The following is a 26,257-nucleotide window of genomic DNA, read 5'->3' as shown; positions in this document are numbered from 1 at the left end:
TGCGTGTCGGCGCCATGCCCTAGAGGGGGGCGGGGGACGACGCACCCGCGATGAGCAGGCGTGGCGTCCCCTTGCCGTTCGCGGGCACGCTCCACAGATCCGTGCTGCCGACCTTGCCCTCGGTGGGCAGGGCGTAGGCGAGGGTGTTGTTGTCGAGCCAGGTGGCCTGGTCGTCGACGCTGTGGCGTTCGGCGAGCGGGGTCTCGCGCAGGGTGCGCAGATCGAGGACGTGTTCACGCCAGAGATCGGTGCGTGACAGCACGCGCTTCTTGAAGGCCACGCGGGTGCCGTCGGGGGAGAGGGACGGGCACTCCACGTTCTCGCGCAAGGTCGTCACCGACTGCCGGGAGACGGAACCCCGCACCAGGTACGTCTTGTTGGCGGTGTTCAGGGTCGCGTAGAAGGTGTCGTCGTCGGAGGCGAAGGTGACGCCCCAGAAGTTGACGTCCGCCGCCTTGTACGACGTGCCGTCCAGGGTGATGGCGAACGTCTCCAGGCTGGGGATGAGCTTCATCGTGCGGGTGTCGAGGATCGAGGTGCGGGTGGAGAAGAAGGCGGACGCGTAGGACTCGCCGGAGACGAAGACCGTCCAGGCGACCAAGTGGCCGCTGGGCGAGACCCGGGCCCGGCTGGGGATGCCCGCGAGCGGGAAGGTGCGTTCGGTGCGCAGGCCGGCGTCCAGGATCAGGGCGCGGTTGCTCTGCTTGAGGACGCCGGTGTCGGACTGGAGGCAGACCCCCGTGCCCGCCGCCGCGTAGAACCGGGCGCACTTCAGGTCCGACGCGGTGCGCCCGGCGCCGGGGTCGGCGGACGGCACCGCGGCGACCGCGGTCCGGTGCGGGCCGGCGGCCGCGTTGACGAAGGTCAGGAAATTCTTCCGGTCGAGCGTCAGCTTGCCGGAACTGACGGCGGGCCCGCCGGCCTGCGGCTGGTCGGCCCGGTCTGCGCGGTCGGCGGCGTGCAGGACCATGGCGGTCGCCACGCCCGCGAGCAGCACGACCGCCGCGACGAGTATGAGCAGACGGCGGCGGAGCGAAGTCATGGAGTTCCTCGGGACGGTTGCTGGTCGGGCGTGGTGGTGTCGGGGCCGGTGCGAGTCGGCCCGGGGCGGTGGCGGCGGCTTGGAGTGCCATTACGCGGGTCCGTGGCGGTGCCGGGGGGCGGTGTGCCGGTGTGCGGGTCCGTGGCGGTGCCGGGGGGCGGTGTGCCGGTGTGCGGTTCCGTGGCGGTGCCGGGGATCGGTGGGCCAGTGCACGGTTCCGCGGCGGTGTCAGGGGCCGGTGCGGTGCCCGGCGGTTCCGGTTCCGTGGGGGGCGTCGGGGCGCGCGGTGCCGGACGGCGTTCGCCGTGTCCTCGGCGGTCATCGCGTGCCGCCCGAGTCCTGGGCGGTCATCGCGAACCGCCCGTGTTCTCGGCGGTCATCGCGAGCCGCCCGCCGGTCGCAGCACCACGCCTGCCACCACCGCACAGCACAGCAGGCCGACCGCCGAACCGGCCAGGGCCGGGCCGTCGCCCCACATCGTCCAGGCGGCGCCGAAGGCCAGTGAGCAGCAGAAACGGGCCAGTGCCTGACTGGTGCCGACGATGGCGAGGCCGCTGGCGCGCAGATGCTCGGGCACGACGGCGGCCAGCGCGGCCGGCAGCACGCCGTCGGTCGCCGCGTAGAACGCGCCGTGCAGAGCGAGCACGGCAGGTACCAGCAGCGACGTGTCCGGCGCCCACAGCAGCAGGGCGTACGCGGACAGCAGACCGATGTGCCCGGCGAGGAACACCGTGCGCCGCCCGATCCGGTCCGCCAGCGCGCCCAACGGCACGGCCAGCAGCAGGAACACCGTCGCGGTGCCCAGCGGCAGCAGCGTGAACCACTCCTCGCCGACCCCGGCCCGGCGTTGCAGCAGCAGATAGACGAACGCGTCGCTGACGGTGGTCAGACCGAGCAGCGCGGCACAGCCCGCGAGCGCCCGCATCCGGGGCACCCGCAGCAGCGCCAGCGCCGCCCCGACCCGCACCGGCGGCCTGGCCCCGGCGCCCTCGGGCGCGTCACGCCGCCTGCCGGGCACGAACAGCAGCAGGACGACCACGCCGAGCACGGCGACGCACGCGCTGACACCGAACACGGCGTCGTAGCCGTCGGCCGCGGCACGCAGGATGAAGAAGGCGGCCAGCGGGCCGAGCATCGCGCCGGTGGTGTCCATCGCCCGGTGCACACCGAAGGCCCTGCCCTGCCGCTCGACCGGCGTGGACAGGGAGATCATCGCGTCGCGCGGGGCGGTGCGCAGGCCCTTGCCGGTCCGGTCCAGGGCGAGAACGGTGCCGAGGGCGCCGATGCTGCCGGCGAGCAGGAGCAGCGGTTTGCACAGCGCGGACAGGCCGTAGCCGAGCCCGGCCAGCAGCTTGTGGTTGCGGATCCGGTCGGCGAGGTGGCCGCCGGTGAGCTGGACCAGCGCGCTGACGCCGTTGTAGACGCCGTCGAGGGCACCGAACCCGAGGGGGCTGAAGCCGAGCGTGCTGACGAGGTAGAGCGGGAGGACGGCGGTGACCATCTCCGCGGAGACATCGGTGATCAGACTGACCGTGCCCAGCACGAGCACGACCGGGGCGACCTTGGGCCCCGGGCCGCGTCTTCGGTCCGTCGCGGTGTCCGCCTTCGGCGTGGCGGAGCGGTCGGTGAGATACATGATCTGGACTCCAGGTGCGGTGTGCCCATGGACGCGGGGTACGGTGCGCCCGGTTCTGCCGGCTGCCGTGTGCTCGGGTCAGCCGGTCGGCTGCGGTGTGCTCGGGTCAGCCGGCTGTCGTGGGCCCGGTTCCGGCGGCTGCGGTGCGTTCAGTTCCGGCGGCTGCTGTCGTCCCGCAACCAGGTGTCGAAGTCCCGTTCCCTGATGGCTTTTTGGCCACGTCGCCGGGCGACGACCGCCGCCGAGGCGAAGACGACGACGCTCGGGATCAGCTTCGGCTCCTTGCGCAGCATGGCCTTGAGATCCGCCGTGCTGGTGCGGGCCGGCGCCTGCTCCGGCTTGCGGTGCTCCTCCACCTGCGCGGTGGAGACCATGGCCCGGATCCGCCGTTTGATCAAGTCCCGCCAGGTGCGCGGCGGATGGACCACGACCCGGGCGGTGTCGACGACGCGCCGCTCCTCGGCGGTGAACGCCAGGGACGCCGCCAGGTCGTCCGCCATCAGCGGGGGCAGCGCGGCGATCCGGGCGTGCCCCGCCTTGGAGACCGCGATGACGCCCCGGCCGAACAGGCCCTCCCGCACCGCGGGCAGGCGTTGCCACACCCGGTAGTAGGCCCGCACCCGCCAGGCGCAGCCCGCCAGCGGGAGGTGCCGTTCGGGCGCGGTGGCGAGGATGCCCGAGGTGTCGTCGGCCAGCGGCTCGGCGAGGGCCCGTACGTCCGCGCCGGTCAGGACGACATCGGCGTCCACGTAGAGCCGCGGGAAGCCGAGCGCGTGGTCGTCACCGGCCCGCAGCGCGGCATGTTTCGAAGGGACGGGGATCTCCACCACCCTTACGCGGGGCCCGCGTTCGGCTGCGATCCGTGCGGTGTCGTCGGTGCAGCCATTGCATACGACCACGATGTCCGTCCCGTCGTCCGCGGGGCCCTCCAGCAGCGAATCGAGGAGCCGGCCGATGACGCGCGCCTCGTTGTGCGCCGGGATCACGATGCTCGTCACCTGGGCAGTATGACGTCGGTGTCGCGAATGCGATGTGTGTTTCGTCCAACTGTTCCCGTGGCTGCGGTCAATGCTCTAGATTGAGACCCGCCGGGCCGATGGGGGAGGGGAACTTGCCTCTGATGGCATGTCAAGGCGCGGCCTTGGTAACCGGATGGGGAAATCGCATTGACCAACGTGCAAAGGCCATGGGGCGGTTGGGGAACCGTCGCAGACCTTCTTGATTGATTTCTGGCTCTGCTTTTGATTCCGGTGCCGCTGTGTGGAGGAGACACATCGGCACTGATCCAGCCCTGGCCGGGGACGTGCGACGGTAGGTCCTGATCTCTTGCGGCCAGGGGTAGCTGCGCCTGTGGTGGGGGGCCATGACCATTGAGGTCACGCATGAGCAACGGGATGTGGAACGTAGGCGTCCGGCAGCTCGCCGAAGACCCTGGGACCGTAAGTACCGGACTGTTCTGCTGGTCGCGGACGGTGTCACGGCCGTTGTCGCGGCATTAGTGGTCCACGGCGCCTACGGCCGCTGGGCGGTGGCCCTCGTGCTGCCTCCGACGTGGATCCTGGCGATGCTCGCTCATCGCACCTACGACCGCAGTGCCCTGGGACGGGGCACCGAGGAGTACCGCAGGGTGCTGCGCGGCGCCGTCGCGCTGCCGGCCCTGTCCGCCCTCGCGTACTGGCTGGGAACGCACGATTCCGCCCTTCTCCATGACATGACCATGGCCGCGGTACCCGCTGTCGTGATCGCCCTGCCCGTCCGGCACCTGCTGCGCCGCGCACTGCTGCACCGCTGGGCGCGTGGCCGGGACCGCAGCGCGACGCTCCTGGTCGGGCCGTCACGCGGCATCCTGGAGCTGGTCGCCGTACTGCGCCGCGGCGGCGCGCAGGAACTCCAGCTGGCCGGGGTGTGCCTCACCGACCCCGAGAACGCCACGGACATCCGCAAGCTGGGTATCCCCGTCCTCGGCGGCGTCGACGACATGAACGACGTCGTCCGGGTCATGGGAGTCAGCACCATGGTGGTGCTCCCGGCGCCCGAGCTCGACGCCTTCGTCCTGCGCCGGATGTCCTGGACGGCAGCCGCGCAGGGCGTCGACTTCCTGCTGGCCCCGATGCTGGCCGACGTCTCCGCCGCGCGGCTCGCGGTGCGGCCCACCAACGGCGTGCCGCTGGTGCGGATCCAGCCGCCCAACCTCTCCCGGTTCGCCCGGCTGCCCAAGGAACTGCTGGATCGTTCCCTCGCCGCTGTGCTGCTGCTTCTCCTGGCCGTGCCCATGCTGCTGATCGCGCTCGTCGTCCGGCTGGACAGCTCCGGGCCGGCGCTCTTCCGCCAGCAGCGGGTGGGCCGGTACGGCGATCACTTCACCATGCTCAAGTTCCGTACGATGCGGCCGGACTCAGAAGCACTCAAGGCCCAGCTGGAGCACCTCAACGAGAACAGCGACGGCCTGCTGTTCAAGGTGAAGGAAGACCCGCGCATTACCCGCGTCGGCGCGTTCCTGCGCCGCAGCTCGCTCGACGAACTGCCCCAGCTGCTCAATGTGGTGCGGGGCCACATGTCGCTCGTCGGCCCCCGGCCGCCGCTGCCGGCGGAGGTCGAGGAGTACACCTCGGACATCAAGCGCCGACTGCTCGTCAAGCCCGGACTCACCGGACTGTGGCAGGTCAGCGGCCGTTCCGACCTGCCCTGGGACGAGGCCGTCCGGCTCGACCTGGGATACGTGGACAACTGGTCGATGGGCCTCGACCTGACCATCCTCCTGCGCACCGGGTCCGCGGTGGTGCGCGGAACGGGGGCCTACTGATGAGCCGAGAGCAGTCCAAGGACCAGGACCTGCGGGCCGACCGACGAAAGAGGACAGCTGTGACGCAGGAGCCGTTGGGGGTCGCGGTCGTCGGGGCCGGTTACTGGGGGCCCAACCTCGTCCGCAACTTCCAGGCCAGCGAGCGGTTCCGGCTGCGCTGGCTGTGCGACCTCGACGTCGACCGGGCCCAGCGTGTGCTCGGCGGCTACTCCACGGTCCAGGCCACCGCCGACTACGCGGCCGTCCTCGCCGACCCCGACGTGGCCGCCGTCGCCGTGGCCACGCCCGCCGGCACTCACCTCGACATCGCCCTGGCCGCCCTGCGCGCCGGGAAGCACGTCCTCGTCGAGAAGCCGCTCGCGGCGACCTACGCCGACGGGATGCGCCTGGTGGCGGAGGCGGAGGAGCGCGGGCTCACCCTGATGTGCGACCACACCTACTGCTACACACCCGCCGTCGGCCACATCCGGGACCTGGTCCGCTCCGGTGAACTCGGCGAGATCCACTTCGTCGACTCGGTCCGCATCAACCTCGGGCTGGTCCAGAAGGACATCGACGTGCTGTGGGACCTGGCCCCGCACGACCTGTCGATCCTGGACTTCATCCTCCCCGACCACGTCGAGCCGGTCGCCGTCGCCGCCCACGGGGCCGACCCGATCGGCGCCGGACAGGCCTGCGTCGCCTACCTGACACTCACGCTCAACACCGGCGCCATCGCCCACGTGCACGTCAACTGGCTGTCCCCGACCAAGGTACGGACCACCATGGTGGGCGGTGCCAAGCGCACCCTGGTCTGGGACGACCTCAACCCCCTGCAGCGGGTGGCTGTCTACGACCGTGGCGTGGACCTCGCCTCGCCGCAGGAGATCGGCGCCGACGAACGCCGCGACATGCTCATCTCGTACCGCTCCGGCGACATGGTCGCGCCCGCCATCGGCGAGAAGGAAGCGCTGCGCAGCATGGTCGACGAGTTCGGCGACGCCATCAGGGAGCGGCGGGCGCCGCTGACCGACGGCCGGGCGGGCCTGCGGGTGCTGGACATCCTGGAGGCGGCGTCCCGAAGTCTCGAGTTCAAGGGCGCGGTCGTCGGCCTGCGCGCCGGGCGTTGAACCAAGTCGGAACACCTGGGAGGGCACAGCAGTTGAGCAGCGTACGTGGCAAGAAGATCCTGGTCACCGGGGGAGCGGGCACCATCGGCTCCAACCTCGTCGACCTCCTGGCCGAGGGCGGCGCCCGCGAGATCGTAGTCCTGGACAACTTCGTCCGCGGGCGGCGGGCCAACCTCGCCCGGGCGCTGCACAGCGGCGCCGTCGAGATCGTCGAGGGCGACGTCCGGGACGCCGCCACGGTCAAGAAGGTCACCGACGGCGCCGACCTGGTGTTCCACCTCGCCGCGATCCGTATCACCCAGTGCGCGGAGGAGCCGCGGCTCGCCAACGAGGTACTGGTCGACGGGACGTTCAACGTCCTGGAGGCAGCCGCCGAGGCCGGAGTGTCCAAGGTGATCGCCTCGTCCTCGGCGTCCGTCTACGGCATGGCCGAGGAGTTCCCGACGACCGAGCGGCACCATCCCTACAACAACGACACCTTCTACGGCGCCGCGAAAGCCTTCAACGAGGGCATGCTGCGCAGTTTCCACGCCATGTACGACCTGGACTACGTGGCGCTGCGCTACTTCAACGTCTACGGGCCGCGCATGGACATCCACGGCCTCTACACCGAGGTCCTCATCCGCTGGATGGAGCGCATCGAGGCGGGAGAGCCGCCGCTGATCCTCGGCGACGGCACGCAGACGATGGACTTCGTCGACGTCCGTGACATCGCGAGGGCCAATGTGCTGGCCGCCGAGTCGGACCTCACCGACGAGGTGTTCAACATCGCCAGCGGTACCGAGACTTCGCTGAAGGAGCTCGCCGAGGGCCTGCTGGAAGCCATGGGGGCGACGGGACTTGAGCCGGTGCACGGGCCCGCCCGCGCCGTGAACGGCGTGAGCCGACGGCTCGCCGACACCTCACGGGCGGCCGAACGGCTCGGGTTCACGGCACAGATCGATCTGCGCACCGGGCTCAAGGACCTGGTCGAGTGGTGGCGCGCCGAGCGTTCCGCCGCGAAGGAGTCCGCCGAGTGAGCACCGACCGCATCCCGGTGATGATCCCCTGGCTCGGCGAGGAGGAGGCCCGGGCCGCCTCCGACGCCGTGCTGTCGGGGTGGGTCGCCCAGGGCCCGCGCGTCGCCGCCTTCGAAAAGGCCTTCGCCGAGCGGGTGGGTGCCGAGCACGGCATCGCCGTCAGCTCCTGCACCACCGCCCTGCACCTGTCCCTCGTCGCCCTCGGCATCGGGCCCGGCGACGAGGTCGTGGTGCCCTCGCTGTCGTTCATCGCCACCGCCAACGCCGTACGGTACGTCGGCGCCGAGCCGGTGTTCGCCGACGTCGACCTCGCCACCGGCAACCTCACCCCGGCCACCGTGGACGCGGTCCGTACCCCGGGTACCAGAGCGGTACTGGCCGTTCACCAGGGCGGCGTCCCCGCCGATGTGACCGCCCTGCGCGCCGCGTGCGCCGACTGGGACCTGCCCCTGGTCGAGGACGCGGCCTGCGCCATCGGCTCGACCGTCGGCGGCAAGCCCGTCGGGCACGGCGCGCTGCTCGCCGCCTGGTCCTTCCACCCCCGCAAGCTCGTCACCACCGGCGAGGGCGGGATGCTCACCACCGACGACGCCGAGTGGGCGGGCCGGCTGCGCCGCCTGCGGGAGCACGGCATGAACGCCTCGGCCGCCGAGCGCCACGCCAGCAACAAGCCGGTCCTGGAGCGCTACCTGGAGGTCGGCTTCAACTACCGGATGACCGACGTCCAGGCCGCGATCGGCATGGTCCAGCTCGGCAAGCTCGACGCGATGATCGCCCGCCGCCGTGAACTGGCCGCTCGCTACGAGACGTTGCTGCACGACATCCCCGGCCTGACCGCCGTGCGCGACCCCGCGCACGGGCAGTCCAACTTCCAGTCCTACTGGGTGCTGCTCGACGAGGACTTCCCCGTCGGCCGGGACGACCTGCTGGGCGCGCTCGCCGACGCCGGGGTCTCCGCCCGCCGCGGCATCATGGCCGCGCATCTCGAACCCGCCTACGCCGACCACCCGCGCGCACCGCTGCCCGGCACCGAGCGGATCACCCGCAACTCGCTGATTCTGCCGCTGTTCCACACGATGACCGAGGCCCAGCAGGACCGCGTCGTCGCCGTCCTGCGCGAACAGGCGCGCAGATGAACGGACTTGTCATCGTCGGCGCGGGCGGCTTCGCCCGCGAGACCGCCCAAGCGGTGCGGGACGCGGGCGAGTTCGAGCTGCTCGGGCATCTCGACGACAATCCCGGGCTGCACGGCACCGAGGTGGACGGCGTCCCCGTGCTGGGCGGGAGCGACCTCGTGCACGACCTGCCCGCGGCCCGGGTCGTGGTCTGCATCGGCAACCCGCGGGACTACGCGGCGCGGGCCCGCCTGGTCCGCCGCTTCGCGCTGCCCGAGGAGCGGTACGCCACCGTCGTCCACCCGACCGCCGTGGTGTCCGCGACCTCGCGGATCGGGCACGGCTCGGTCCTGCTCGCGCACTGCGTCCTCACCGCCGCCGTGCGCGTCGGCGCCCACGTCTCGGTCATGCCGCACGTCGTCCTCACCCACGACGATGTGATCGAGGACTTCGCGACGCTCACCGCGGGCGTCCGGCTCGGTGGGGGAGTACGGCTCGGGCGGGGGGCCTACGTCGGCTCCGGCGCCCTGGTCAGGGAGGGCACCACGATCGGCGCCTGGTCGCAGATCGGCCTGGGCAGCAGCGTGCTCGACGACGTACCGCCGGGCGAGGTCTGGGTGGGGAGCCCGGCCCGGCGGCTGCGCGAGGCGGGCGCTCCGGCGCTGGAAGAACTGGTGACGCGAACAATGGGGGGACCGGTCACGTGAACAACCAGATTCCGCTCGTGGACCTGAAAGCTGCCCACGAGGAGGTCGCCGAGGAGGTGCGGTCCGGCTTCGAACGGGTCCTCGCCGGCACCGCGTTCGTCGGAGGCGACGAGGTACGCCGATTCGAGCGGGAGTACGCCGACTTCGGCCGGGTCGCGCACGCCGTGGGCGTCGCCAACGGCACCGACGCCGTCGAACTCGCCCTGCGTGCGAGCGGTGTCGGGCCCGGCGACGAGGTCGTCGTACCCGCCAACACCTTCATCGCCACCGCCGGCGCCGTGGCCCGGATCGGCGCCCGACCGGTCCTCGCGGACTGCCTTCCCGACAGTCATCTCCTCGACCCGCAGGCCGCGTTGGCCGCGGTCGGCCCGGCCACCAAGGCGGTCGTGCCGGTGCACCTGTACGGCCAGATGGCCGACGTGGGCGAGCTGGTGGACCGACTGCCCGACCGGGTCCGGGTCGTGGAGGACGCCGCCCAGTGTCAGGGCGCCGCCCGCGACGGCCGGACCCCCGGCAGGGGTGGCATCGCGGCGACCAGCTTCTACCCGGGCAAGAACCTCGGCGCCTACGGCGACGCGGGCGCCGTGCTGACCGACGACGAACAAGCCGCCGACCTGGTCCGCGCGATCGCCAACCACGGCGGTGTCGCCAAGTACCGCCACGACGTCCCCGGGTTCAACAGCCGCCTCGACGGACTCCAGGCCGTCGTCCTGCGAGCCAAGCTCAAACGCCTCGCGGACGGCAACGCGGCCCGGCGAGCCGCGGCGGCCCGCTACGACGAACTGCTCGCCGGGCTCCTTGCCGCCGGCCGGATCGTGCTGCCGGTGACCGTCCCCGGCAACGTCCACGTCTGGCACCTGTACGTCGTCCAGGTCACCGACGCCGACCGCGACGACCTGGTCGGCAAGCTGAACGCCGAGGGCATCGGCGCCGGGGTGCACTATCCGGCGCCGGTCCACCTCACCCCGGCGTACGCCCACCTCGGCCATGCGCGCGGCGACTTCCCGAACGCCGAGAAGGCGGCGGACCGGATGCTGTCACTGCCGCTGTACCCGCAGATCACCCCCGACCAGCAGCAGCGCGTCGTCGAGACGCTCACCGACGCGCTCGCCGGCTGACCGGCCCCCGCTTCTCCCCGACCGCACGGGTCGGTCCTGCACAGCACCGCTGAGAGGTACGACATGAACAGATGGAGCAGACGGTTGCGAGGCGTGCGCCTCGCCGTCGCGGCAGCGTTGATATGGGCGGTGCTCCCGCAGGCCGGAACCGCCCAGGCGGCAGCCGATCCGTGCGGGTCGGGCTCGAATCCGGTCGTCTGCGAGAACTCCAAGACGGGCAGCCCGTCGACGGACTGGTACTCGCCCAACTCCTATGGTGACATCCAGGGGTTCACCACCAAGGAGAGCGTCCAGGCGGGGGACACCGTTCAGTTCAAGGTCCAGTCGAAGACCTCGTACCGCATCGAGATCTACCGGCTGGGCTGGTACGGCGGTGACGGCGCCCGCCTGATGTCGACGGCGGCGCAGGCGGCGACGACCTATCCCGCCAACTACACGACAAAAGCGGCGAGTTGCACCACCAAGGCCGGCACCGGCCTGGTCGACTGCGGCAACTGGCCCGTGACCGCGACCTGGACGGTGCCGAGCGACGCGGTGTCCGGCCTGTACATCGCCAACCTGACGCAGACCGACGGCGACGGCCTGATGCCGTACCCGTTCGTCGTCCGCAAGGACTCCAGCACCTCCGACATCGTCGTACAGACCAGCGACCAGACCTGGCAGGCATACAACGACTACGGCGGCCAGGACCTGTACGGCGGCGCCGGGCCCGCGCCCGACGGCCGGGCCTACGAGGTCAGCTACAACCGGCCGCTGGACATCGGCGGCGACAACGGCATCTACGGCTCCGAGTACATGATGCTGGCGTGGCTGGAGCGCAACGGCTATGACGTCAGCTACCTGTCCGGCGTGGACGTGTCGACCCGCGGCGAGACGCTGCTGAAGAACCACAAGGTGTACCTGTCCTCCGGACACGACGAGTACTGGACGCAGGACCAGTACTCCAAGGTCCTCGCCGCCCGGAAGGCCGGCGTGCAGGAGGCCTTCTTCAGCGGCAACGAGGTCTTCTGGAAGACCCGTCTCGCCCCGAGCATCGACGGCGCGAACACCGCCAACCGCACCCTGGTCTGCTACAAGATGACCAAGATGGCGCAGAACAACGGCGTCGCCGACCCCAGCGGCCAGTGGACCGGCACCTGGATGGACCCGACCAGCACCCAGTACGGGCAGTCCTACCAGCCGCCGAACATCCTCACCGGTTCCATGTTCACGGTGAACGGCTACCGCGCCGACGCGATCACGGTCCCCGGCTCGTACGGCAAGAACCGGCTGTGGCGCAACACCTCCATCGCCAACCTGACGTCGGGCCAGACGGCCACCTTCCCGGAGGGCACCCTCGGCTACGAGTGGGACAGCGACATCGACAACGCCACCCGGCCCGCCGGGGCCATCGACCTGTCGTCCACGACCGTGGACATCAACGACGGCAAGCTGCGCCTGGACTGGGGCAACACCTACGGCAACGGCACGGCGACGCACAGCCTCGTCGCCTTCCGCGACCAGGACTCCGGGGCCCTGGTGTTCGGGTCGGGAACCGTGCAGTGGTCGTGGGGCCTGACCAACCTGCCGACGTACAACCCGGAGGACCAGGTCGTCACCGAGGACGCCCGGATGCAGCAGGCGACGGTGAATCTCCTCGCCGACATGGGCGTCCAGCCGCTGACCCGGCAGAGCGGGCTCATCGCCGCCACCAAGTCCACCGACACCACCGGCCCGGCGATCACCGTGTCCAGCCCCGCCGCCGGGGTCACCGTGCCCGCGCTGAAGCCGGTCACCGTCAAGGGCACCGCCACCGACTCCGGTGGCGTGGTCGCCCGCGTCGAGGTGTCCACGGACGGCGGTACGACCTGGAAGGCCGCGACCGGGCTCGGCTCCTGGACCTACAGCTGGACCCCGACGACCCCGGGCGCTGCCTCGATCAAGGTCCGCGCGGTCGACGACAGCGTCAACATCGGCGCCGTCACGACGATCCCGATCACGGTCGGCCCGCAGGCCTGCCCGTGCACCGTCTGGCCGGCCACGGCCGTGCCCGGCACCGTCAACGCCGGTGACGGCGGCTCGGTCGAGCTGGGCGTCAAGTTCCGTACCACGGTGGCCGGTTCCATCACCGGCGTCCGCTTCTACAAGTCGCCGTACAACACCGGCACCCACACCGGCAACCTGTGGACCAAGGACGGCAAGCTGCTCGCCACGGGCACCTTCTCGGGCGAGTCGGCCTCCGGGTGGCAGCAGATGAACTTCTCGACCCCGGTCACCGTCAAGGCCAACACCACCTACGTCGCCTCGTACTTCGCCCCCAACGGCGGATACTCCTACGACGGCGGCTACTTCTCGGACAGTGACGCGGGCCTCGCCCCGCTGACGGCCCTGAAGTCCGGCACCGACGGCGGCAACGGCGTCTACCGCTACACCTCGACGAGCGCCTTCCCGACCTCGCAGTCCTCCGGCAGCAACTACTGGGTCGACGTGGTCCTGGACACCTCGACGGCCAGCACCACCCCGCCCACCGTCACCTCCACCTCCCCGACCTCCGGGGCGACCGACACCGCGATCACCGCATCGGTGTCGGCGGTCTTCAGCGCGTCCGTCGACTCCGAGAACCTGACGTTCACGCTGAAGGACCCGAACGGCAACACCGTGCCGGGGTCGGTGACCCTGCCCGCGGCCAACAAAGCGACGTTCACCCCGTCGACCGAACTGTTGCTGCACACCCAGTACACCGCCTCGGTCCAGGCGTCCGACGTCTGGGGCAACGCCATGGCGGACCCGGTGACCTGGTCCTTCACGACCAGCGCCACCCCGCCGCCGGTCACCTGCCCCTGCACGCTGTGGAGTCCGTCCACGGTGCCGTCGACCACCGACATGACCGCCGACCCCAACTCCGTGGAGCTGGGCACCCGGTTCACGTCCTCGGCGGCCGGCTGGATCACCGGCGTCACCTTCTACAAGGGCACCGGCAACACGGGCACCCACACCGGCAGCCTGTGGACCGACGACGGCACACTGCTGGCCGCCGGGACCTTCGTCAACGAGACGGCGACGGGCTGGCAGACGCTGACCTTCGCCACCCCGGTGGCCGTCACCGCGGACACCGCCTACGTCGTCTCCTACCACGCACCCAACGGCCACTACGCGGTCGACGGCGGCTACTTCGCCTCGGCCCACCAGTCCTATCCGCTGACCGGCACCGCCGACACCACCGCCCACCACAACGGGCTCTACAAGTACGGCGCCGACTCGGCCTTCCCGACCGGCTCCTACGGATCGGCCAACTACTGGGTCGGCCCGGTCTTCACCGCCACCGACCCCGGCAACTCGCTGGCGGCGGAGACGGCCTCCGAGGAGGGCGCGTCCACGGTGACCTTCACCGCCGACGAGCAGCACGCCCTCGTGACGGCCGTGTCCGCCGACGCCGAGGTGACCTCCGCCGACGCGGACCTGACCATCCTCGAGGGCACCGAGGCCGCCAGGAAGCTGCACGTCACGGCGGTCGTCTCCTACAACCGCAGCACGCACAAGGTGTCCGTCCACCTGTCCGCCCCGTTGCCGGACGGCACCAGGTTCAAGGTCACGGCCACGGCCCGGGACAGACACCACAAGACGGTGAAGTCCCACAGCTGGACCCTGACCAGCAAGACCGTCCGCAAGAAGAAGAACTGACCGACGAGAACCCACCGGTGGTGGTCTCCCGCCCGCAACAGGGGGACCGCCGCCGGGGATTGGCTACCCCCACCGATGAGCAGCGTCAGTGTTGTCATCCCGTGCTTCAAGTACGGCCATTTCCTCGCCGACTGCGTGAGCAGCGTCCTGGACGAGAACCCCGGGGTCGACGTCCGGGTGCTCATCATCGACGACGCCTCGCCCGACGACTCCGCGGACGTCGCGCGCAAGCTGGCCGCCACCGACCCGCGGATCGAGGTCCACGCCCACCGGACCAACAAGGGCCACATCGCCACCTACAACGAAGGCCTCCTGGAGTGGGCGGACGGGGACTACGTGGCCCTGCTCTCCGCCGACGACCGACTCGTACCCGGCGCCCTGGCCCGGGCCGCCGCGCTCCTGGACGCCCACCCCGAAGCGGGCTTCGCCTACGGGCGGCCGCTGCGCTTCCAGCACGGCGGCCCGCTGCCCAAGGCCCGCACGCGGAGCACCGGTTCGGTCGTCTACCCCGGCCAGTGGTGGCTGGAGCGGCGCTTCCGCGAGGGCACCGGCTGCATCACCTCACCGGAGGTTGTCGTCCGCACCGACCTCCAGCGCAAGGTCGGCGGCTACGACCCGGCCCTCCCGCACGCGGGCGACATCGAGATGTGGATGCGACTCGCCGCCCACGCCGACGTCGGCTACATCCGCGGCGCCGACCAGGCCTTCTACCGCGTCCACGGGAACAACATGTCGACCACCGATTTCGGCGGCCAGCTCGACGACCTCCGCCAGCGCCTGGTGGCCTACGACTCGGTGCTCGCCAAGTGCGGCGACCGGCTCCCGCACGCCGACCGCCTGGCCGACCGGGTCCACACCCGGCTCGCCCGCTACGCCCTGCGCCGCGCCTACCGCGCCTACGACCGGGGCCGCACCGCCGTCGTACCCGTCGACGAGTGCGTGGCGTTCGCCGAGGAATGCCTGCCGGGATACCGAACCCTGCCCGAGTACCGCGCCCTGCGGCTGCGCCGACGCATCGGGCCGAAAGCCATGCCGTACCTCCAGCCACTGGTGTGGTCGGCCGTGGCCGAGCGCGGCCGGGAGTGGCTGTGGTGGGAGTCCTGGAAGCGCCGCGGAATCTGATGCCCGTGAACCACTCAGCCCGTCACCGCGAGCTCCTCGGCGGCACGAGGCGCCTCCTGGGCGCCTTTACCGCGGCTCCTGCGGCGCAGTGCGTACTGGTCGAACCACAGCGCGGCCAGCATGCCGCCGATGCCGCCCAGCAGCGCCGTGCCCGCCAGGGCGCGCGTCCTGGTGCCCTGCACCGCGGCGGCGCTCGGCGCCACCAGGACGGACGCGTTGATCCGCGACCCGGCCGGGATGCCCTGGGCCTCCTGGAGGTCGGTCACATGTCGGGTGTAGACGTCGATGACCCGGCCGACCGCCGCGTCCGCCTCCTCGGCGCTCGCGCCCTTCACCTGCACCTGCAACGAGGGGATGAGATAGCGGGGCGTCGCGCTGGTGCCGCTGTTGCGCGGGATCAGCTGGTACGCGCCGTGGACACCGGCGGCCCGAAGCTCCTTGCGCCCGGCGGGCGACTCCAGCTGCTCGACGACGCCGTACGAGAGGGTGGCGAGCGGCGGTTGGAGGTTGGTCAGCTGGTTGGGCTGGTTTCCCGTGACCGGGGGCTTGAGGACGACCACCGCCGAACTCAGGAACTCAGGGGCGGGATGCAGCACTCGGTACGCTCCGGCGGCCGTCAGCACGAGCGCGAACACCAGCACGTACCAGCGGCGCAGCAGCGCTTCGGCGACCTCACGAGGCGACACAGCGGGGAGTCCTTCCGTCGCCACCGATACTCGCATCAACCAGGGCAAGTCGCCAGCGGATCACGGCGGTTGCGACGAGAGGAGGGCGCGTGAGCCTCGGCGACCTCCTGGCGATCATGCGCAGACGCTGGTACTGCATGGTGCCGCTCACCCTGCTCAGCGTCCTCGCCGGCGGCTACCTCTTCCGCACCGTCCCGGTGTCCTACGAGTCGCAGAGCTCCGTCACCCTGCTCGACTCCTCGGCCATCGCCGAACTGGCGCCGACCTTCGGCAACCCCCTGTCGAACGCCGGGGGTTCGCTGGTCGTCACCGCCGACGTGCTGATCAGGACGCTCCAGTCGAACGACTCCGCCAAGGAGTTGCACTCCCGGGGCGTCACGGACCGCTACACGGTCGGATTCGCACCTGACGCCGACAGTCCGCTGCTCACCCTGAGCGTGACCGGCACCGACCGGGCGAAGGTGCTCCGCGAGACCACGACCCTCACCAAGTTCACCGGGGAACAGCTCAAGGCCCTTCAGGCCGCGTCCAAGGTGCCGTCGGTGTACGCCGTGCAGGCCGCGCCCGTCGTCCTGCCCCAGACACCCGTCTCCCAGCCCAAGAGCCGCTACCAGAACATCGCGGCCGTCGTCATCGTCGGGATGGTCGCCGCGTTCCTGCTGTCCATCCTGGCCGAGGGCGTCGCGGTGGTACGCCGCAGGGGCCGTGCCCAGCCCGGATACGTCCCCCGGCGCCACCGTGCCCGCCCGCCCGAACGGCCCAAGGGCCTGCTGGCGCGGAGACTGGACGCCACGACGATCCTCACCGGCTATCTGGCGCTCGCCTTCTTCGTCCCGTCGAACCTCACCCTGCCCGCGCTCGGCGGCGTCGGCACCCCGGCCAACGTCTTTGCCCTGCTCGGACTGCTCTGGTACCTCGCGACCTGGCTCGGCGGCCGCATCCTGCCGGCCCCGGGCACCCGGCTGGTACGCGTGGTGATGTGCCTGCTGGCCGCGGCGGTCCTGCTGTCGTACCTCGCGAACGCGTCCCGGGAGAGCTCGCACGAGGAGGTCCTCGGGGCCGACCGCGGACTCATCGGCCTCGGCGTCTGGGTGGCGCTGGTGGTGCTGGCCTCGGCCGGCATCCAGGAGCGCAGCCGCCTGGAGACCCTGATGCGGCGCCTCGTCGTCATGGGCACCGTGGTCGCCCTGATCGGCTACTACGACTTCTTCGCCGCCACCAACATCGCCGACTCCATCCACATCCCGGGCCTCCAGTCCAGCACCGCCGGGATCAGTGCGATGGACCGCGGCTCGTTCACCCGGCCCCGCTCCACCACGGCACACCCGCTGGAGTTCGGCGGCATGCTGGCCATCCTGGTGCCCTTCGCCGTCCACCAGGCCTTCGACCCGGTACGCCGCCACGCGGGCGCGCTGCGCCGCTGGGCCCCGGTGGCGGTCATGGCGGGCGCGCTTCCGCTGACGGTGTCCAGGACGTCCATCATCGGCGCGTTCATCGTGATCGTGGTGATGGTGCCCCGCTGGAGGCCGCAGCGCCGCTGGGCAGCGATCGGCCTGATCCTGGGCTCGGTGGCCGGCTTCAAGGTGATCATCCCCGGCCTGATCGGCACGATCACCAACCTGTTCGCCAGCTTCCTGTCCAACTCCGACAGCAGCACCCAGGCGCGCACGGTGAAGTACAGCGCGATCGTGCCGTACTTCGACGAACACCCGTGGTTCGGGCGGGGCTTCGGCACCTTCACCCCCGACCTGTACTTCTTCACGGACAACCAGTACATGCTGACCCTGGCCGAGATGGGCATCCTGGGGCTCGTCGCCCTGTTCGCCCTCTTCATCACCGGGATGCACACCGGCGGCGCGATCCGCAGGCTCGCCCGCACCGAGTCCGACCGCGAACTCGGACAGGCGTTCCTCGCCTCGGCGCTGGTCGCCCTGGTCATCAGCGCCACCTTCGACGCGCTCAGCTTCCCCATGTACGCGGGAATGTTCTTCCTGGTCCTGGGCGCGGGCGGCAGCTACCTGGGCTTCGTGCGCCGCGAGGCGGCAGCGGCCCCCGGACTTCCCGCACCCCGCACGCCGACCGAGACCGAGCAGCCCCGACTCGTGGAGTCCCGATGAGTACCGTCGCCGTCATCGTCGTCACCTGGAACAGCGCCCCGGTGCTCCCCGGATTCCTCGCCGCCCTTCCGGACGGCATGGCGGGCCTGGACTGGCGGCTGGTCGTCGCCGACAACGACTCGGCCGACGACACGGTCGACGTGATCCAGACCCTCGCCCCCGGCACCACCGTCGTCCAGACCGGCCGCAACGCCGGGTACGCGGCCGGGATCAACGCGGCGCTGGGGGCGGCGGGGGAGTACGACGTCGCCCTCATCTGCAACCCGGACGTCCGGATGCGGCAGGGGTGCGCCAAACGCCTGGTGGACAGTCTCGGGGGCGGTGTCGGGATCGCCGTACCCCTGCTCTACGAGGAAGGCCGCAACACCCCCCACCGCTCCCTGCGGCGTGAGTCGACCGTGCTCAGGGCGCTGGGCGAGGCCGTCATCGGCAACACCCGGGCGGGCCGCTTCCCAGCCCTGAGCGAGCTGGTCACGGACCCCGCCGCGTACCGGCGCCCCACGCGCGCGGACTGGGCGACGGGCGCGCTGATGGCCGTCTCCCGGGAGTGCACGGCCGCGTGCGGCCCGTGGGACGAGTCCTTCTTCCTCTACTCGGAGGAGACGGAATTCTGCCTCCGTGCGCGGGACTTGGGCTTTGCCACGCAGTTGGAGCCGTCGGCGGAGGCGGTCCACCTGGGAGGCGACTCCCAGGTGTCACCCCGGCTCTGGACCCTGCTCACCCTCAACCGGGTCCGCCTCTACGGCCGCAGGCACGGGCCACTGGCCACGGCGGCGTTCCGCACGGCAGTCCTCCTCCGGGAGACCTCTCGCGCGGCCCTGGGCCGCCCCGCGAGCAGGGCGGCAGCGGTGGCTCTGATCCGGCCGGGGGCGCTTCAGGAGACACCGGGGCCCTGACTCACCTCCGGCACACCATCGCGACGAAGTCGTGCCCCACCTCAGGCAGTGCCGCGTCCTCCAGGGCGAAGCAGCGCTCCAGCAGCTCCAGGGTCTCCGGTTCCTGATCGCGGAAGTTGTGGGCGATCCCGGAGAAGGCGATGTGCAGCACCGTTCCTCCGTACGGGCGTTCCTCCACCACGTCGAACTCCCGCCGCAACCCCGGCAGCAGTGCCGCCGCGTCCACCGCCTCCGAAGGGTCGTCCAGCACCATCGACATTCTGCTGGGCCGTACCACCCGCCGCTTGATCCGCCCGTCGGCCAGCCGCCGCCGCTCCTCGGGAAGCAGGGCAAGGAGGGCGTTGGCCGCGTCGAGTTGGGCATCGCTCCACTGGAAGCGCGTGGGTCCGACGAACTCGTCGACCACGAACAGTCCGTCGGGCTCGATCAGTCGGGCCAGCCGCGGCAGCGTCTCGTCGAGGTTGTCGAAGTGGTGCAGCGACTGCAGGCCCAGCAGCACGTCGAAGCGTTCCCCGTCCGCGGTCATCCGGTTGACGTCCGTGACCCGGAAGCGCAGGACATCGGCCAGCCCCTCCTCCGCAGCCGTGCGGGTGGCGAAGTCGATGCGATCCGGCGCCACGTCCACCCCCTCCAGGAGGGAGAACGCGCCGGTCTTGGCCCACAGCAGCTCGTTGCCGCCGGTGCCGCAGCCCAGGGACAGGCCGCGCAGATCGGTACGCGGCGCGAAGTGCTTGGCGGCCACGTACTGCGGGAAGGACACCTCCGCGTCGCCGGTCATCAGCAGGTTCCACCGTTTGATCACCGAGGGGATCGCCCACCACTCGGTCAGCGACGGGTCGACCCGCGACCAGTGCTGGACCACCCGCGCGCCGCCCCGCACCCGCAACTTGGCCAGCACGGGGTTGAGTTCGAGTCTGCGCACCTTGCGCAGGAGCCGGTCCGCGTCGTGCCTGTTGACCAGGTTGTTCAGCATGCGGTCTCCGTTCTCACGGCGATGAGCGACTTGGGGGCACCGAGCACCCGCTCGCTGAGCAGCACCGACCGGGGGAACAGGTAGCGCATCTCGGTGCGGGTCAGGAGCTCGATGTTGATCACGGCGTTCATGGCCGACTCGGGACTGTCGGGACGGCTGTGGACGAGCGGCCAGTGCCGGACGAGGCGGGCCCGGGCGGCCAGCGGCAGGAACTGGAAGCCGGGCGCGACGAAGTGCGGCTCGACGGGGAAGTAGCGGTACGGCGTCTGGATCCAGTGCAGCGGCGCCAGTTGCTCGACCGCGGCGACGAACTTCTGCCGCTGGCTGTGGCCGCCGACGTGCTCGATGGTCGAGTTGGAGAACACCAGGTCGTAGCCGCCCTGGGTGCTCAGCTCGGCGGCGACCTCCGGATCGGTGACGTCGGCGTTCTCCGCGGTGATCCAGTCGGGCAGGTCGGCGGGGTGCGCCTCCAGGTTGATCAGGTGGACGTGCTTGGCGCGCACCGGGGCGCGCAGCCACATCTCGGCCGTGCCGCCCAGGTCCACGACCCGCATGCCCTCGATGCCGGGGAAGCAGCGCCGGAACCGCTCCCAGCGGGCGAGGCGCATGCGTTCGCCCAGTGAGCCGGGCGCGTCGACGAACTTGTTTCTGAGGGCACGGGATCGGGGCATCGGGTCAACCACCTGACGTCGGAGCGGAACAAGAGGAGCAGTGGAGGGCGCAGGGCACGGGCCGTCACCAGTCCGTGTAGTAGCTGTCCGGGTTCACCAGGTACCGGACGGTCGGGTGCGGCACATGGCGCACCCGGTGCCACCGGCCGTACCGGTGGATGAGCTCCCAGTCCTCCCGGGGCAGCACCTCCGGCGGCCGGCGCAGCCGGCTGAAGCGCAGGGAGCGGCTGCGGCGGGCGACGAAGGCGTTGGTGTCCAGGAACGACTCGCGGGCGGCGCGGTGGCGGTCGTAGGGCACCGACAGGACGTCCTTCTCGCTGCCGTCGGGGAGCACGCGGCGCAGCGCCGTGTAGACGCCCGCGGGACCGTCGGCGGACTCCAGGGTCGCCAACGCCCGCTCCAGATGGTCGGGTTCCCACAGGTTGTCGTCGTCCAGGAACGCGACGTACCGGGACCGCGTGAGGCGGATGCCGATGTTGCGCACGACGCCCGCCACGCCGGTGTTGCGGGACAGCGAGACGGCGAACAGCCGCGGGTCGGAGGGGAGTTCGGGGAGTCCTGCGCCGTCGTCGACCACGATCACGACGTGGTCGCGCACGGTCTGGTCCAGGGCCGAGCGGACCGCGGCCAGCAGCGGCTCGGGGCGTCGGTGGGTGGCGATCACCGTCGCGACGAGGGCCGAGGGCGGCGCGGGCAGCGCGGCGGCCAGCCGGCGGACCTCAGTGTTCTCGACCCGGCGCAACCGCAGCGCGGAGGGCGCCAGCAGGACCTTGTTGCGGACCTCGAACAGCACCAGCCAGCCGAAGGCCGCCTTCAGCAGTGCCCAGGGCGCCCGCGCGATGCGGCGCGGCACGACGCCCCTCATGACGTCGGTTCCGGGGTGACTAGGCGGCCGTCGGAGAGGCGGTTGTTGCGCCACACGTTCCCGGCTCCCTTGTCGTTCCAGTGCGCGACCACGCCGTAGCCGCCCGAGGCGGGGTGGAACTCCGTCGAGAAGATGTTGTCGGTGACCTTGATTCCCGTGGCGCCCGTGGAACCGCCGTAGAGGGCGTACGCGCCGCCGGCGATCCAGTTGTTCTCGACCGTGACGTTGCGGACCACGCCGACGTCCGCGAACAGACCGATGCTGCCCGAGGCGCCCTGCTTGAGGCTGGTCTCGTTGAGGAGGGTGTTGTGGCGGATGCTCAGGTGGCCGGTGTTGCCGCCGCCGCTGATCACCGCGTTGGTGTGCTGCCACTCGCCACCGAGGTTCACGAACGGCTCGATGTCGTGGACGTAGTTGTCGTGGATGTCGCCCTGCCCCATGGACAGGGCGTCCCCGAACACCGAGATGTCGCACCAGCCGACCTCGACGGAGCTGCCGCCCATGTTCGACACGGCGTAGTCCACGCCGCCGTTGTCGGGCCCGGTGCCGGGTACGGCGGTGATGGTGGAGTGCAGGACCCGCAGACCGCTGAAGCCGGGGCGCAGGTTGATGCCCCACCAGCTGTCCGAGGTGATCTTGGTGTCGATGATGGTGACGTCGTTCGCGTAGATGTCGAGCGAGCCGGTGATGTCCTGGCCCCGGATGACCGTGCCGTCGGTGCGGATGGTCCGGTACCCGGTCTTCTTGGGCGTCAGCCGGGTGCGGGGGCCGGTGGTGCGGGCGTCGGGGAAGCCGCAGGCGCCGGGGGAGGAGCAGCCGGTCCGGGCGGCGGAGGTGCCGCTCGGCGCGGGGGCCTTCGCCGAGGGGGCCGGGGAGGTCGGGGACGGGGCGGACGGCGGGCTCGACGAGACGGCCGGGGTGCCCGTGGCCTCGCCGGTTCCGGCCGACGGTGTGCCGACCGGCGGCGCCGAGGTCACGCCCGTACGGCACGACGGTGAGTCTTTCGGGCAGCCCGCCGAGGCGGGCTTGTCCGATCCCGAGCAGGCCGCGCTCGCGACCGTCAGTAAGGCCGCGAGCAGCAGCCCGCGGAACGTGCGTCGGCTGGTGGGCCGTGACATCCGGTTCACCTCAAGTCCTGTCGGGGAGACCGGACCGGTGCGGTCGCCCGGTGCCGGCCGCGAGGGCGCCGGTCGCCGGAGTCGGCGCCGCGCAGGAAGTCGCGGCTGGGCAGGACGCACACCGTGTAGCCGGCCAGGGCGATCGTGCCGATGGCGAGAAGCGCGAGGCGGCCGTCACCCCAGTGGGGTTCCAGGCCGAGGATGACCGCCGCCATCACGGCCCCGCCGAGGAAGGGCCAGGCGCAGGCCCGGGCGATCAGGCCCACGCCGATGCCGCCGCGCCCGAGGGCGATCAGGAACACGGGCACCACCAGCCCGCCCGCGACCAGGACATGGCCCTGTGCGACCCCGGTGGTGTCGTTGAGGCGGGCGGCGATGAGCAGTACGGGGATCAGGGCGACGAGCCACAGCCCCTGCACCAGGAAGAGCGAGCGGCGCCGGCCGACCGCGACCAGGCAGTCGTAGGCGAGTTCGCTGCCGATGCGGATCAGGCCGAGGGCCATCAGCCACGGCAGCGCACCGGCCGCGGGCGCCCACTGGTCGCCGTAGATGAGCCGGATGACGGGCTCCGCGAGGCCGGCCAGCAGCACGCACAGCGGGACGGTGCCGGTCATCAGTACGCCCAGGGCGCGGCTGAAGCCCTGGGCCAGCGCCTGCGGCGAGTCGGCCAGGCGGGAGAACCCGGCGAAGGAGACCCGGCGGGCGGCCTCGGAGATGATCCGCACGGGCCAGCCGGAGATGTTGAAGGCGAGCACGTAGAAGCCCAGGGAGATGTTCCCCAGGGTCGCGCCCACCACCATGGTGTCGACGTTGACCACCGCGAGCGCCAGCATGCTCGCCCCGGCCAGCGGCAGCCCGAACCGCAGCAGGGCGCGGGCCTGTTCGGGATCCCAGCCGTACTTGAGGGTGCCCGGTGCCGCCAGCGCGCAGCCGATGAGCGTCACCACGTTCCCGGCCACGGCGCCGACGGCGAAGCTCATCGCGCCCCAGCCCGCGAAGGCGAGTACGAGGGTCACGCCGGTGCCGACGACGAAGTTGAGCCCGTCGACGGCCATCCGCTTGCCCTGGGCGAACTCCCGGGTGAGGAAGCCGCCCGGCACCTGGGCCACCCCGTCGATGACCACGCACAGGCACATCACCCGCAGCACGCCCGCGGCGTCGGGCGAGTCCAGCAGCCCGGCCACCGTGGGCGCCGCCGCGAACAGCGCCACGTACAGCAGGCCGCTGGAGAGGGTGCTGAGGGTCAGCACGGTCGGCGCGAACCGCCGCGCGTCGCCCTCCCAGCGCACGATGGCCAGGCCGACGCCCAGTTCGTTCGCGGACAGCAGGACCAGCAGCACGGTCTGGGCGATGCCGTACACGCCCCATTCGGCGGGGCCGAGGGCGAAGCGGGCCAGCACGATGCCGGTGGCGAAGTTGCCCAGGCGCAGGACGACGGTGTTGATCAGGCTCCAGCGGGCCGCCGAACGGACCTTGCGGCCGAGGGAGGGGGCGGCGGGTTCGGCGGGAGGCGGCGGAGCGGGTTCGTCGCCCGTCGCGCCGGGAGTGTCGCTCGTCTCACCGGTCGCGCTGTCCGGTGCGCGGGCGATGTCCATGGGTCGACTCCTCGTCGCGCGGCTCTGCGGCTGATGCTCCGGCCATCACGGGCCGTGGCTCCTTCGGGCCGGCGGCGGACCGGCCGTCCGCGGTGGCCCGCTCGTTCCCGGCGGACTGCGACCAGCTCGGCGGCCTGCGGATGGCCAGCGTCTCCTCCACGACCGGCACGTCGGCCGCCGCGTCCCGGTCGGCGGTCCCGTCCTCCGGTGCGGAGGGCCGCCGCGGCCGCTTGCGCGCCTCGACGTAGAAGACCGCGACCAGGCTGAGCACCAGGCCCGCGCCCCCCGCCATGATCATGTATTCGAGCCGCGTCTTGGTCTGGGCCACCGGGCTCTGCGGGGCCACGATCGTGGTCATCCGGATCATGGCCTTCGAGGCGACCGACTGGTCCTGCTGGAACTGCTCCAGCCGCTCCTCGGCGTAGGCGGTCAGGATCTTGTCCGAGGACAGGACGGACGCCTTGTCGGTGCCGGTGACGGTCAGCCAGAGCAGCGGCCCCTGGGCGTTGTCGGCGAGCTTCGCCTCGAACGTCCCCTTCGCGCCACGGGACTTGAGATCCCGGACCGAGTCGTCGGAGTTGAGATTGCGCGCCAGGCTGTCGGCCATGCCGGTGAGCGAGGTCTGGGTGCTGAGGAAGGGGTTGCCGTCGTAAGCCAGCGTCGCCTTCTGGGAGTTCAGCAGGACCACCGTGCTCTGCGACTGGTAGGTGACGTGAACCACCCGCGTCACGCCGAACACCAGGCCCGCGGTGACCAGCAGCCCCGGCAGCAGGACGTACCAGCGCCTGCGCATGACACGGAAGATCTCCGCGAGATCCATGGTCCCCCCTAGTGACCAGATGTTCGACGAGCATATGTTGCAAGCGGATCATATGGGGAGCGTTCGGTCCGTGGGTCTCGGTTGAGCGGTGGGTCTCGGCCGGGTGCCGGAGGTGCCTCCTTTCACCAGCACCTCGGCGATGCGCTCGCTGGCCCGGCCGTCCCAGAGTTCGGGCCGGCGCGGTGCGGGCGGGGCGTCCAGCACCCGGTTCACGGTCGCCACGATCCGCGCGGGGTCGCGTCCCGCCAGCACATTGGTGCCCTGCTCGACGGTGATCGGCCGCTCGGTGTTGTCCCGCAGGGTCACGCACGGCACACCGAGTGCGGTGGTCTCCTCCTGCACGCCGCCCGAGTCCGTCAGTACGACCCGGGCGGCGTCCTGCAACGCGATGAAGTCCAAGTAGCCTGCGGGCGGTACGAGTTGGATGCCGCCGGGAACACCCAGCGCGGCCAGCTTGGCGGCCGCGCGGGGATGCACGGGCAGCACGAGCGGGCAGCGGCCGGCGATCTCACCCAGGGCCTTGAGGAGCCCCGAGAGCACCTCGGGCTCGTCCACGTTGGCGGGGCGGTGCAGGGTGACCAGGCCGAACTCGCCCCGGGACAGCCCGAACCGGTCCAGGACGTCCGAGGCGCGGGCCCGTTCCAGGTTCACCAGCAGGGTGTCGATCATGACATTGCCGACCAGGTGGATCTGGTCCTCCCGGTACCCCTCCGCCCGCAGGTTCTCGACGGCGTCGGGGGAGGGGGCCAGCAGATAGTCGCTGACCCGGTCGGTGGCGACCCGGTTGACCTCCTCGGGCATGCTCCAGTCGCGGCTGCGCAGCCCGGACTCCACATGGGCGAGCAGCGGGCCCGCCTTGGCGGTGACCAGGGCGGAGGCGAGCGTGGAGTTGATGTCTCCGACCACGACGACGATGTCCGGGCAGACCTCGTCCAGCAGCGGCTCGAACGCCGTCATCACGCGTCCGGTCTGCTCGGCGTGGCTGCCGGAGCCCACCCCGAGGAAGCGGTCGGGCGGCCGGATGCCGAGGTCGGCGAAGAACACGTCGTTCATCGCCGGGTCGTAGTGCTGTCCGGTGTGGACGAGGAGCACCTCGGCGCCCCGGCGCTCCAGGGCGTCCATCACCGGTTTGATCTTCATGTAGTTGGGGCGGGCCCCGGCGACGCAGACGATCCGCGGCATGGT

21 protein-coding genes are annotated in these 26,257 nt (G+C 71.3%); 10 read left to right on the top strand and 11 right to left on the bottom strand.

The window, feature by feature from the left end:
* Positions 1-19: 19 nt before the first annotated feature.
* From DI272_RS05235 to DI272_RS05225, 3 genes are all read right to left on the bottom strand, one after another.
* The gene (locus DI272_RS05235; protein WP_109493966.1) at positions 20-1,042 is read right to left on the bottom strand and encodes a TolB-like translocation protein; all 1,023 of its coding nucleotides are present in this window, start codon (positions 1,040-1,042) and stop codon (positions 20-22) included.
* A 376-nt stretch (positions 1,043-1,418) separates the two neighbouring features.
* Positions 1,419-2,678, bottom strand: a complete 1,260-nt coding sequence (locus DI272_RS05230) for an MFS transporter (RefSeq protein WP_181387093.1) — start codon at positions 2,676-2,678, stop codon at positions 1,419-1,421.
* Between the two features lie 149 nt (positions 2,679-2,827).
* On the bottom strand, positions 2,828-3,676 hold the full coding sequence (locus DI272_RS05225) for a glycosyltransferase family 2 protein (RefSeq protein ID WP_109493965.1): 849 nt from the start codon (positions 3,674-3,676) through the stop codon (positions 2,828-2,830).
* A 365-nt stretch (positions 3,677-4,041) separates the two neighbouring features.
* Between DI272_RS05225 and DI272_RS05220 the strand changes: the two genes are divergently transcribed.
* From DI272_RS05220 to DI272_RS05185, 8 genes are all read left to right on the top strand, one after another.
* Positions 4,042-5,481 carry a sugar transferase gene (locus DI272_RS05220; RefSeq protein ID WP_109493964.1) on the top strand — a complete coding sequence of 480 codons (1,440 nt, stop codon included), beginning with the start codon at positions 4,042-4,044 and terminating at the stop codon, positions 5,479-5,481.
* The gene (locus tag DI272_RS05215; protein WP_258314469.1) at positions 5,481-6,590 is read left to right on the top strand and encodes a Gfo/Idh/MocA family protein; all 1,110 of its coding nucleotides are present in this window, start codon (positions 5,481-5,483) and stop codon (positions 6,588-6,590) included. The genes DI272_RS05220 and DI272_RS05215 overlap by 1 nt, the downstream gene beginning before the upstream one ends.
* Positions 6,591-6,622: 32 nt before the next feature.
* Complete coding sequence (locus DI272_RS05210) at positions 6,623-7,609, top strand: SDR family NAD(P)-dependent oxidoreductase (protein WP_109493962.1); 987 nt, start codon at positions 6,623-6,625, stop codon at positions 7,607-7,609.
* Entirely contained in the window at positions 7,606-8,745 is a 1,140-nt protein-coding gene (locus DI272_RS05205) for a DegT/DnrJ/EryC1/StrS aminotransferase family protein (RefSeq protein WP_109493961.1), read from the top strand. The genes DI272_RS05210 and DI272_RS05205 overlap by 4 nt, the downstream gene beginning before the upstream one ends.
* The gene (locus DI272_RS05200) at positions 8,742-9,431 is read left to right on the top strand and encodes a NeuD/PglB/VioB family sugar acetyltransferase (protein WP_109493960.1); all 690 of its coding nucleotides are present in this window, start codon (positions 8,742-8,744) and stop codon (positions 9,429-9,431) included. The genes DI272_RS05205 and DI272_RS05200 overlap by 4 nt, the downstream gene beginning before the upstream one ends.
* Before the next feature lie 17 nt (positions 9,432-9,448).
* Complete coding sequence (locus tag DI272_RS05195; protein ID WP_258314468.1) at positions 9,449-10,549, top strand: DegT/DnrJ/EryC1/StrS aminotransferase family protein; 1,101 nt, start codon at positions 9,449-9,451, stop codon at positions 10,547-10,549.
* A gap of 93 nt (positions 10,550-10,642) precedes the next feature.
* Positions 10,643-14,209 (top strand): DUF4082 domain-containing protein, encoded by a 3,567-nt coding sequence (locus DI272_RS05190; RefSeq protein ID WP_258314467.1) that lies wholly within the window; start codon positions 10,643-10,645, stop codon positions 14,207-14,209.
* 75 nt (positions 14,210-14,284) lie between these two features.
* Entirely contained in the window at positions 14,285-15,331 is a 1,047-nt protein-coding gene (locus DI272_RS05185; RefSeq protein ID WP_109493957.1) for a glycosyltransferase, read from the top strand.
* A 14-nt stretch (positions 15,332-15,345) separates the two neighbouring features.
* On the opposite strand, the gene DI272_RS05180 is transcribed toward DI272_RS05185, so the two are convergent.
* Complete coding sequence (locus tag DI272_RS05180; protein WP_109493956.1) at positions 15,346-16,017, bottom strand: hypothetical protein; 672 nt, start codon at positions 16,015-16,017, stop codon at positions 15,346-15,348.
* An 89-nt stretch (positions 16,018-16,106) separates the two neighbouring features.
* Between DI272_RS05180 and DI272_RS05175 the strand changes: the two genes are divergently transcribed.
* Together DI272_RS05175 and DI272_RS05170 are read left to right on the top strand one after the other, a co-directional pair.
* Positions 16,107-18,134, top strand: coding sequence for an O-antigen ligase family protein (locus tag DI272_RS05175; RefSeq protein ID WP_109493955.1), 2,028 nt, complete (start codon positions 16,107-16,109; stop codon positions 18,132-18,134).
* Positions 18,131-19,030: a glycosyltransferase family 2 protein gene (locus DI272_RS05170; RefSeq protein WP_109493954.1), complete on the top strand. Its 900-nt coding sequence runs from the start codon at positions 18,131-18,133 to the stop codon at positions 19,028-19,030. Before DI272_RS05175 ends, DI272_RS05170 begins: the two co-directional genes overlap by 4 nt.
* A gap of 1 nt (position 19,031) precedes the next feature.
* On the opposite strand, the gene DI272_RS05165 is transcribed toward DI272_RS05170, so the two are convergent.
* The 7 genes from DI272_RS05165 to wecB form a co-directional block, all read right to left on the bottom strand.
* On the bottom strand, positions 19,032-20,003 hold the full coding sequence (locus tag DI272_RS05165) for a class I SAM-dependent methyltransferase (protein WP_109493953.1): 972 nt from the start codon (positions 20,001-20,003) through the stop codon (positions 19,032-19,034).
* On the bottom strand, positions 19,997-20,674 hold the full coding sequence (locus DI272_RS05160) for a hypothetical protein (RefSeq protein WP_109493952.1): 678 nt from the start codon (positions 20,672-20,674) through the stop codon (positions 19,997-19,999). The genes DI272_RS05165 and DI272_RS05160 overlap by 7 nt, the downstream gene beginning before the upstream one ends.
* A gap of 64 nt (positions 20,675-20,738) precedes the next feature.
* Positions 20,739-21,539, bottom strand: a complete 801-nt coding sequence (locus DI272_RS05155) for a glycosyltransferase family 2 protein (RefSeq protein WP_109493951.1) — start codon at positions 21,537-21,539, stop codon at positions 20,739-20,741.
* Complete coding sequence (locus tag DI272_RS05150) at positions 21,536-22,516, bottom strand: hypothetical protein (RefSeq protein ID WP_181387092.1); 981 nt, start codon at positions 22,514-22,516, stop codon at positions 21,536-21,538. The genes DI272_RS05155 and DI272_RS05150 overlap by 4 nt, the downstream gene beginning before the upstream one ends.
* A 146-nt stretch (positions 22,517-22,662) precedes the next feature.
* Positions 22,663-24,252 carry a lipopolysaccharide biosynthesis protein gene (locus tag DI272_RS05145; RefSeq protein ID WP_109493949.1) on the bottom strand — a complete coding sequence of 530 codons (1,590 nt, stop codon included), beginning with the start codon at positions 24,250-24,252 and terminating at the stop codon, positions 22,663-22,665.
* Entirely contained in the window at positions 24,215-25,072 is an 858-nt protein-coding gene (locus DI272_RS05140; protein WP_109493948.1) for a chain length determinant protein, read from the bottom strand. The genes DI272_RS05145 and DI272_RS05140 overlap by 38 nt, the downstream gene beginning before the upstream one ends.
* A gap of 48 nt (positions 25,073-25,120) precedes the next feature.
* The gene (gene wecB, locus DI272_RS05135; RefSeq protein WP_109493947.1) at positions 25,121-26,254 is read right to left on the bottom strand and encodes a non-hydrolyzing UDP-N-acetylglucosamine 2-epimerase; all 1,134 of its coding nucleotides are present in this window, start codon (positions 26,252-26,254) and stop codon (positions 25,121-25,123) included.
* Between the last annotated feature and the right edge of the window lie 3 nt (positions 26,255-26,257).

It is taken from the genome of Streptomyces sp. Act143 (assembly GCF_003143935.1).
Classification (GTDB): Bacteria; Actinomycetota; Actinomycetes; order Streptomycetales; family Streptomycetaceae; genus Streptomyces.
Note: the sequence above shows the minus strand (reverse complement) of the source record. Positions and strands in the feature narration are given on the sequence as shown.

Excerpts from the sequence above, each read along its gene's own strand:
- DI272_RS05235 (WP_109493966.1), bottom strand. The coding sequence starts at position 1,042 with ATGACTTCGCTCCGCCGCCGTCTGCTCATACTCGTCGCGGCGGTCGTG.
- DI272_RS05230 (WP_181387093.1), bottom strand. The coding sequence starts at position 2,678 with ATGTATCTCACCGACCGCTCCGCCACGCCGAAGGCGGACACCGCGACG.
- DI272_RS05220 (WP_109493964.1), top strand. The coding sequence starts at position 4,042 with ATGACCATTGAGGTCACGCATGAGCAACGGGATGTGGAACGTAGGCGT.
- DI272_RS05215 (WP_258314469.1), top strand. The coding sequence starts at position 5,481 with ATGAGCCGAGAGCAGTCCAAGGACCAGGACCTGCGGGCCGACCGACGA.
- DI272_RS05200 (WP_109493960.1), top strand. The coding sequence starts at position 8,742 with ATGAACGGACTTGTCATCGTCGGCGCGGGCGGCTTCGCCCGCGAGACC.
- DI272_RS05185 (WP_109493957.1), top strand. The coding sequence starts at position 14,285 with ATGAGCAGCGTCAGTGTTGTCATCCCGTGCTTCAAGTACGGCCATTTC.
- DI272_RS05170 (WP_109493954.1), top strand. The coding sequence starts at position 18,131 with ATGAGTACCGTCGCCGTCATCGTCGTCACCTGGAACAGCGCCCCGGTG.
- DI272_RS05165 (WP_109493953.1), bottom strand. The coding sequence starts at position 20,003 with ATGCTGAACAACCTGGTCAACAGGCACGACGCGGACCGGCTCCTGCGC.
- DI272_RS05160 (WP_109493952.1), bottom strand. The coding sequence starts at position 20,674 with ATGCCCCGATCCCGTGCCCTCAGAAACAAGTTCGTCGACGCGCCCGGC.
- DI272_RS05155 (WP_109493951.1), bottom strand. The coding sequence starts at position 21,539 with ATGAGGGGCGTCGTGCCGCGCCGCATCGCGCGGGCGCCCTGGGCACTG.
- DI272_RS05145 (WP_109493949.1), bottom strand. The coding sequence starts at position 24,252 with ATGGACATCGCCCGCGCACCGGACAGCGCGACCGGTGAGACGAGCGAC.
- DI272_RS05140 (WP_109493948.1), bottom strand. The coding sequence starts at position 25,072 with ATGGATCTCGCGGAGATCTTCCGTGTCATGCGCAGGCGCTGGTACGTC.
- wecB (WP_109493947.1), bottom strand. The coding sequence starts at position 26,254 with ATGCCGCGGATCGTCTGCGTCGCCGGGGCCCGCCCCAACTACATGAAG.